We start from the raw sequence: 7,941 nt of genomic DNA on the forward strand, positions 1-7,941 counted from the left end.
TCCCATTCCGAACAGAGAAGTCAAGCCCGCCAGAGCCGATGGTATTGCCGTAACAGGTGGGAGAGTAGGTCGGTGCCTTTTTTAATACGAAGCCCCTTCAGGAAACTGGAGGGGCTTTTCTGTTGTGTTTCTTACTTTTGAGATCCGCCATAGCCGATAGTATCGTTTGCCAGTTGGCTGTTGGGAGAGTATCCGCCAGCTGGCGGATTATTTAATACGAAGCCCCTTCAGGAAACTGGAGGGGCTTTTCTGTTATATAATTTTTCTAATATGTATTCTTAAATATCTTTGTTTTATGATTTAAGATGCTTGTTATTAGAAGTATAAGGTTGGTAAACGGTTAATCTTATTGCTATTATAATAAGAATTTTACATGTTTTATAGGGCAATATAGCTTATATTGTAACAGGAGTGTGAATAAGATGTATATTCTGAAATAAATTATGAATCGAAAAGTTGGAGTATTTCTATTGATTTTATTTGTTATAGTCGCTGGCTTGGTCAGTTATCGGTTATTAAAAAATAAGGAAAAACAAAATAGTAATCATAAAAGTGACGGTGCCGGTCGTACGGAGGCGAAAGTATATGGAATGGTGGTGAGAGGAAAGCCCTTCTCGGATTTTCTCTCGTTGACTGGAGGTATAGAGGCTAATGAGATAGTCGATTTAAGGGCTGAAATTTCAGGAATTGTGGAAAGTTTGAATTTTGAAGAGGGGGGAAGTGTAGGTGGAGGCCAGGTATTGGTTAAAATTAATGATTCAGAACTTAGAGCGCAGTTGGAACAAGCGCAAACGAGAAGTAATCTTGCGGAAGAAAATGAACGTAGAGCGCGATTGCTCTTAGAAAAGGAAGCCATAAGTCAGGAAGAGTACGAAATTGCAAGTGCTGATTATCGTACAGCTAAGTCACAAATACAGCTTATTCAGGCTCAACTTAATAAAACTGTAATCAAAGCTCCGTTTGCTGGAACGATTGGGCTCCGAAGTATATCAAAAGGAAGTTATATTACACCTACAACGGCAATAGCTCAGTTGGTTAATTTGTCGCGGATAAAGTTACAGTTTTCTATACCAGAAAAGTATGCCGCTAAAGTAAGGATAGGTGAACAGGTCAGATTTACAGTACAAGGTTCAGAGGAAGTATTCTATGCCAGGATTTATGCATTGGAACCCTTGATTGAAGAAAGTACACGTACGTTACGGGTCCGTGCAATAGCCGAAAATGGTAATAATAGATTGATTCCAGGTTCTTTTGCCAATGTGACTTTTCCGTTAGAAACCATTAACGATGGCTTGCTGGTGCCTACGGAAGCCTTGATTCCTATTCAGAACGGAAAGAAGCTGTTTCTTAAGAAGAATGGTAAGGCAAAGGAGATTTTAGTTGAAACGGGGGGAAGGACAGATTCTGTTGTCTTGATTAGTAGAGGAATAGCGGATGGAGATACGGTATTGACGTCCGGCGTTATGTCATTAAGAGATGGTAGTCCAGTGAAAGTGACATTGAGATAGGAGAGAATATGAGTTTATCAACCTTAAGTATCAAAAGACCTGTATTAGCAATTGTGATGAACCTGTTGCTGATTTTGTTTGGCATCATTGGTTATACCTTTTTAGGTGTTCGGGAATTTCCTTCTATTGACCCGGCTCAGATATCCGTTAGAACTAGCTATGCAGGTGCAAACGCGGAAATTATAGAGTCTCAGATCACGGAGCCTCTAGAGAAGTCAATAAACTCCATCGATGGCATACGTAATATTTCTTCTTCTAGCAACCAAGGGACAAGTAATATCACTATAGAATTTAACCTGGATAAAAATCTTGAAGAAGCGGCAAATGATGTTCGCGATAAGGTATCTCAAGCTCTGCGGAGCCTCCCTCAGGATATCGATGCAGCTCCGGTGGTTTCTAAAGCCGATGCTGACTCCGAGCCTATAATCACAATGACAGTGCAGAGTGCCACAAAGAATGTACTCGAATTGTCTGATTATGCAGAGAATGTAATCGCACAGCGGTTACAAACTATCCCAGGAGTAAGTTCTGTGCAGATTTGGGGGCAGAAGAAGTTTGCTATGCGTCTATGGATTGATCCCATCAAATTGGCTTCTTACGGATTGACAGTGTTGGATGTGCGCACAGCTTTAAATAGTCAGAATGTAGAGCTACCATCCGGCAAGCTTACTGGAGCGAATACCGAACTAGCTGTAAAGACTATCGGTAATCTTTCTACTGAAGAGGGATTTAATAATATCGTGATACGTGCAGAAGGAAGCCGTATTATTAGGCTAAGTGATGTGGGGCAGGCCACACTAGAAGCGGAGAACTTTGAAACCAAAATGTCGGACTCGGGGTATCCTATGGTAAGTCTAGCAGTAATCCCACAACCGGGAACTAACTATCTGGACATTGCAAAAGAGTTTTACGAGGAGTATGACCGTTTGAAAGTGGATTTACCTGAGGGTTTTGAAATCAACGTGGCGATTGATAATACTCAGTTTGTCAAGCGTGCGGTGTTAGAAGTGGTAGAGACTTTGTTGATCTCTATCGTTTTAGTCGTGATAATTATATACATCTTTTTCCGGAATTGGAGCATAGCATTTAGGCCCTTGATTGATATTCCCGTGTCATTGATAGCTACGTTTTTCATCATGTATCTCTGTGGGTTTTCAATTAATGTGTTGACATTATTGGCCATTGTTCTGGCCACGGGACTTGTAGTGGATGATGGAATTGTGGTAACAGAGAATATCTTTAAGAAGGTAGAAGAGGGGATGTCTCCAATTGAGGCTGCTATTAAAGGTTCTAACGAAATATTTTTTGCCGTTATCTCCATCTCAGTAACCTTAGCGGCCGTTTTTCTTCCGGTTATATTTTTGGAAGGATTCGTGGGAAGATTGTTTCGAGAGTTCGGTATTGTTATTGGATCGGCCGTGCTGATATCTGCATTTGTATCTTTATCGCTGACCCCGATGTTGAATGCCTACCTCATGAAAGGTGGTGAGCAGAAGCGTTCAAAATTCTACGATAGAACCGAGCGATACTTTGTAGCTATGAATAAAGAATACGAAGGTTCTTTGCGTAGTTTCTTAAATAGAAAGTGGTTAAGTGTTGCTATTATTGGTGCTTGTTTTGTTCTTATCTATTTTTTCTATCAGCTTTTACCTAAGGAGACTGCACCCTACGATGACCGTAGTTATATCTCGTTACGGGCCACAGCACCAGAGGGGGTATCTTACGATTATATGGATCGGTTTATGACGGAGTTGACCATGTTGATTAATGACTCTGTTCCTGAAAAACAAGTTAGTTTAGTAATAACGTCACCTGGCTTTGGTTCTTCTTCGGCCAATAGTGGTTTTGTGCGTTTGGGGCTTGTACAGCCAGGAGAACGCGAACGAACACAAGAGGAGATTGTCAATCAGCTTTCAAGGTTGACAAGACAATATTCAGAGGCTCGGGTTGCCGTGTCGCAACAACCTACAATTGCAGTGAATAGAAGAGGAGGATCTCCGATTCAATACATTATCCAAGCTCCGAATTTTCAAAAATTGGAGGAGAAGATTCCTGAGTTTATGGAAGAATTGTCAAAGGACAAGACATTCTCTATGGTAGATGTCAATTTGAAATTTAACAAACCTGAGTTATATGTACATATCGATAGAGAGAAAGCGCAGGCATTGGGAGTATCGGTATTAGACGTTGCTCAAACTTTACAAATGTCCTTGTCCGGTCAACGATTCGGTTACTTTATGATGAACGGTAAGCAGTATCAGGTGATGGGACAGTTTGACCGAAAGGATCGCGCTACACCGACGGATCTAACGTCTATTTTTGTAAAAAATAAAGAAGGAAAACTGATTCAGCTCGATAATATAATAGAAGTACAGGAGCATAGTAGTCCTCCTCAGCTCTATCATAATAATCGGTATATGTCTGCTACAGTATCGGCATCTCTAGCGCCGGGGCAAAGTATGGGACAAGGAATTGAGGCTATGGATGCTATCAAAGAAAGGGTGTTGGATGATAGCTTTACGACTGATTTGGGCGGTGAAGCACGTGATTTTGTAGAAAGTGGATCCAATACAATGTTTGCTTTTGGTCTTGCTGTGCTTCTAATATTTTTGATTTTGGCAGCACAGTTCGAGAGTTTTGTAGATCCTATTATTATATTGTTGACAGTTCCTATGGCGGTAGGAGGAGCATTGTTTTCGTTATGGCTTTTCGATCAATCATGGAATATCTTTAGTCAGATCGGTACCATTATGCTCATTGGACTAGTGACGAAGAACGGGATTCTAATTGTTGAGTTTGCTAACCAGCTTCGAGAGGAAGGACATGAAAAATTTGAAGCAGTGGTTCTTGCCGCTGAGGCCCGTCTAAGACCTATTTTAATGACTTCTTTTGCGATTGCCTTAGGCGCCTTGCCGATTGCTCTTTCTTTCGGGGCTGCGTCTACTAGTCGTATTGGTATGGGAGTTGTGATTGTGGGAGGGACGCTCTTTTCTTTGTTGTTGACTTTATATGTAATTCCAGGTTTTTATTTGATGTTTTCCCGTAAGCGTAAACATCGTCCAGAATTTGATCAGATAGATGGCTAGTATGAAGTATTTAGCATTATTTTTTATGACTTGGACATCATACAGTCTAGGTGTAGCACAGGATTTGTTGACTGTCCAAGATGCTGTTGAAATGACTTTGGCAAATAACTATGATATCAAATTGTCCGAGAATGACCTACAAGTGGCAGGAGAGAATGTGACCTACGGAAACGCGGGAATGTTGCCGTTGGTATCAGGAAACTTTACACAAAACAATAGTATACAGAATTCTAAACAGACCCAAAATGATGGTAATATCCGAGAATTAGATAACGCTAAGAATAATAATATGTCTTACGGTGTCAGTCTGGGATGGACCATTTTTGATGGTTTAGGTATGTTTTCTAGGTATGAATCGTTAAAAGAGCTAGAAAGATTAAGCAGTGTTGAGGCCAAGCGCACACTTGTCACAATGGTATCTGATGTAATTCGGACATATTATAGTATCGTCGAACAACAGAATTTGCTGGTAGCCTTAGATTCTAGTATACTGATTTCAAAAGAAAGATTGCGTACCGCTGAAAATCGCTTTTCTATAGGTAAAGCTTCTCGCTTGGAGGTCTTGAATGTACAAGTCAATTTAAATGAAGATGAATCTGCACGCTTGCGGCAATTGGATCTTGTAAATAATCTCAAAATAGCTTTGAATGGTTTGATGGCCCGACCATTATTGACTGAATTTGATGTCGTCAGAGATGTGAAAATTGATCAATCAATGGTATTGACAGATTTGTTGAGCAAAGCAGCTGTACATAATCCTGATTTGTTGCGGGTAGGGATCAATAAGCGGCTCGCCGAGCTGGAATTGAAAACCGTAAAAGCGAATCGCTATCCTACGGTTCGGTTGAATGGGGGGTATAATTTTTCAGAATCAGAGTCGAGTTTAGGTTTTGTTGCCAAATCTAATGCTAGAGGACTTAATTACGGTGTCACCGCTTCTGTTAATATTTTCGATGGTTTTAACCAAAGACGTAATGAACGAGTTGCAAAGTTAAAGATAGATAACGCCGACTTAGCAATAGAGCAGCGACGTAATGTGGTAGAAACGGCCTTGACACAGGCTTTTCAGAGCTATCAGACGAGTTTAGCTTTGGTGCATATTGAGGAGGGAAACGAGCGTATTGCGAAGCAAAACTTAAATATTACGTTGGACAAATACCGTATCGGAACAATTAGCGCCGTTGAGTTTAGGGATGCACAGCAAAACTTTATCAGTGCTGTATCCCGATTCAATACGGCTAAGACCCAAGCGAAGTTGTCTGAGTCTCTGTTAAAGGAACTCGTGGGTACAATAGATTTCTTATAGTAACGATTGTGTTAGGCAAACGTTTTCGCAATTTAGGTCAATCGTTTGCGTTGTTTTTTCATTTCTTATTATGGTATTTATAGATTATTATTGTGATAGATATATGAAGTAAATGTCATTATCTATAACCAATAACCCTTTAATAATAAATTGGTTATTCGACAATAGACTGTTTAGTTTGTTTTAAAATAGGTGATTTTTTAAAGGGGGCTTTGGGTCCCCTTTGATGTTTGATGAAATAATAATCCTAAGATAAATATGAGTTCAAATAGAAGAGATTTTTTAAAGAAAGCATCGTTCCTCTCTGCTGCAGCTATTACCTTACCTGCATTGAATAATGAAGCATTAGCAGCATCATCTTTTAATATGTGGGGATATGCCGCTCCCAAGATTGACAAAGTACGGATAGCCGTGATCGGTTTGGGAATGAGAGGCCCTGGAGCGGTCGATCGTTTATCTTATATTGAAGGGACAGAGATTGTCGCATTATGTGATAGACATGCAGATCGAGTAGATAAGGCACAGAAGATTTTGACCGGTAAAGGTTTGAAAGAGGCGAAATCTTATTCTGGAGATAATGGATGGGAGAAGTTGTTGAGAGAAGAAGAGTTAGATCTTGTTTATATCTGTACTCCTTGGGCATTTCACGCACCTATGAGTATTGCAGCAATGAAGGCTGGAGCCCACGTAGCATGCGAGGTTCCGATTGGTCTAACGGTAAAGGAGTGCTGGGAAGTTGTGAAAGTATCAGAAGCAACTAAAAAGCACTGTATGATGTTGGAGAATTGTTGTTATGACTTTTTCGAAATGCTGACTTTAAATATGACACGTCAAGGTATGTTTGGTGAGCTGGTACATGCAGAAGGTGCTTATATCCATGATTTATTGGATTTGAACTTTAATAGCAAAAAAGGTTATGATAATATGTGGCGTTTGCGTGAGAATATCAAAATGAATGGTAATCTTTACCCAACTCACGGTCTCGGCCCTATTGCACAATGTTTGAATATTAACAGCGGGGATCGCATGACCCACCTTGTAGCTATGCAGACTGCTGATTTTATGATGGGAGAAACAGCTCGGGAGATGGCGGCTAAAGATTCATTTTACCAAGAGTTTGTAGGTAAGAAGTACCGCGGAAATATGGATACTACTCTGATTAAGACAGAGAAAGGTAAAACCATGATGTTGCAGCATGATGTTACTTCTCCTAGACCTTATTCACGTCTTCATTTGCTGAGCGGTACCAAAGGTTTTGCGCAGAAGTATCCGAAAGAAGGTATTGCCTTTGGACACTCTTTTGTGAAGGAAGAGGAGTTGAAAGGCTTGTATGAAAAATATACACCACAATTAATCAAATTTATCGGAGAGCAGGCAAAACAAGTAGGGGGACATGGTGGTATGGACTTTATGATGGATTGGCGTCTGATCGACTGTTTGAGAAATGGCTTACCAATAGACCAGCCTGTCTATGAAGGGGCTTCTTGGTCAGTAGTTGTGCCGTTGAGCTGTGAATCTGTCGCTAAAAACAGTAGAACGGTTGCTATCCCTGACTTTACTAAAGGAAACTGGAAAACGAATAAACCTCATGATATTACGTTGAATGGAGGTGGGAGTACGGGGATTCGTCCAAAGGTATCTAAAGATCAAAGTAAACAGTTAAAAATAGATTAATAGGATATTTCATACCTGAACTTATTTGATGGGAAGATTTCTGAGGATATCTTCCCTTTTTTGTGCCGAAGGGGAGAGAGGATGATATACTATTTTTGTGTTATACTCTGGAACTTGCTTGAAGCCTCTTTTGGGGTACAGCCGTAATAACTTTTAAAAACCTTTATGAAATGGGAAACGCTATGGTAGCCCAGCAGTACGGCTAATTCATTCACATTATAGTTCTGTAACAGAAGCTTTTTAACCTGAGTTCGATTGTTAAAAAGCGGACAATTGGTTGTTTTTTACAGTCTGATATTTTATAGCAGGTTTTTTAGGGAAGAATGCATATGCAATCAACCCAGCAACCAGGTTGGATACAAAATTT

Annotated in this window: 4 protein-coding genes, 1 rRNA gene and 2 pseudogenes; 5 read left to right on the forward strand and 2 right to left on the reverse strand. The window is 40.2% G+C overall.

Annotated elements, in window-relative coordinates:
* The 5 genes from rrf to JKG61_RS22605 form a co-directional block, all read left to right on the forward strand.
* A 5S ribosomal RNA gene (gene rrf / locus JKG61_RS23420) occupies positions 1–81 on the forward strand; the annotation flags it as partial.
* A 362-nt stretch (positions 82–443) separates the two neighbouring features.
* A complete protein-coding gene (locus tag JKG61_RS22590) occupies positions 444–1,508 on the forward strand; it encodes an efflux RND transporter periplasmic adaptor subunit (RefSeq protein WP_202105278.1) in 1,065 nt (354 codons plus the stop codon).
* Between the two features lie 8 nt (positions 1,509–1,516).
* Positions 1,517–4,594, forward strand: coding sequence for an efflux RND transporter permease subunit (locus JKG61_RS22595; RefSeq protein ID WP_202105279.1), 3,078 nt, complete (start codon positions 1,517–1,519; stop codon positions 4,592–4,594).
* Positions 4,595–4,619: 25 nt separating this feature from the next.
* Positions 4,620–5,900, forward strand: a complete 1,281-nt coding sequence (locus tag JKG61_RS22600) for a TolC family protein (protein WP_237249590.1) — start codon at positions 4,620–4,622, stop codon at positions 5,898–5,900.
* Between the two features lie 258 nt (positions 5,901–6,158).
* Positions 6,159–7,574 (forward strand): Gfo/Idh/MocA family protein, encoded by a 1,416-nt coding sequence (locus tag JKG61_RS22605; RefSeq protein ID WP_202105281.1) that lies wholly within the window; start codon positions 6,159–6,161, stop codon positions 7,572–7,574.
* A gap of 89 nt (positions 7,575–7,663) precedes the next feature.
* Here JKG61_RS22605 and JKG61_RS23385 read toward each other — a convergent pair.
* Positions 7,664–7,810 (reverse strand): annotated as a pseudogene (locus JKG61_RS23385) (AraC family transcriptional regulator); the annotation flags it as partial.
* Between the two features lie 22 nt (positions 7,811–7,832).
* A pseudogene (locus tag JKG61_RS23425) lies at positions 7,833–7,941 on the reverse strand (IS982 family transposase); the annotation flags it as partial.

It is taken from the genome of Sphingobacterium faecale (assembly GCF_016746095.1).
GTDB lineage: Bacteria > Bacteroidota > Bacteroidia > Sphingobacteriales > Sphingobacteriaceae > Sphingobacterium > Sphingobacterium faecale.

Coding starts and splice junctions, on each gene's coding strand:
- JKG61_RS22595 (WP_202105279.1), top strand. CDS start 1,517: ATGAGTTTATCAACCTTAAGTATCAAAAGACCTGTATTAGCAATTGTG.
- JKG61_RS22590 (WP_202105278.1), top strand. CDS start 444: ATGAATCGAAAAGTTGGAGTATTTCTATTGATTTTATTTGTTATAGTC.
- JKG61_RS22605 (WP_202105281.1), top strand. CDS start 6,159: ATGAGTTCAAATAGAAGAGATTTTTTAAAGAAAGCATCGTTCCTCTCT.
- JKG61_RS22600 (WP_237249590.1), top strand. CDS start 4,620: ATGACTTGGACATCATACAGTCTAGGTGTAGCACAGGATTTGTTGACT.